This is a genomic window from Pseudomonas frederiksbergensis (assembly GCF_003732665.1).
GTDB lineage: Bacteria > Pseudomonadota > Gammaproteobacteria > Pseudomonadales > Pseudomonadaceae > Aquipseudomonas > Aquipseudomonas frederiksbergensis_G.
Genome location: NZ_MOBP01000238.1, coordinates 1 through 272 on the forward strand (window position 1 = coordinate 1; position 272 = coordinate 272).

Genomic DNA, 272 nt, shown 5'->3' on the forward strand with positions numbered 1-272 from the left:
AAGACGTCCTCGGCATCGGCGTTTCCGGCCAGCAACACGGTTTGGTGCTGCTCGACGATCAAGGCCAGGTCCTGCGCCCGGCCAAGCTCTGGTGCGACACCGAATCCACGCCAGAAAACGACCGTCTGCTGGCGCATCTGGGTGGTGAAAAAGGTTCGCTGGAACGCCTCGGCATCGTCATCGCGCCGGGCTACACCGTGTCCAAACTGCTTTGGACCAAAGAACAGCACCCACAGATTTTTGCCCGCATTGCCCGCATCCTGCTGCCCCAC

1 protein-coding gene is annotated in these 272 nt (G+C 61.4%); it reads left to right on the forward strand.

All coding sequences use genetic code 11. The features are described 5' to 3' along the window. A partial coding sequence (locus tag BK665_RS34000; protein WP_259699691.1) for an FGGY family carbohydrate kinase occupies positions 1–272 on the forward strand: 272 nt, incomplete at both ends.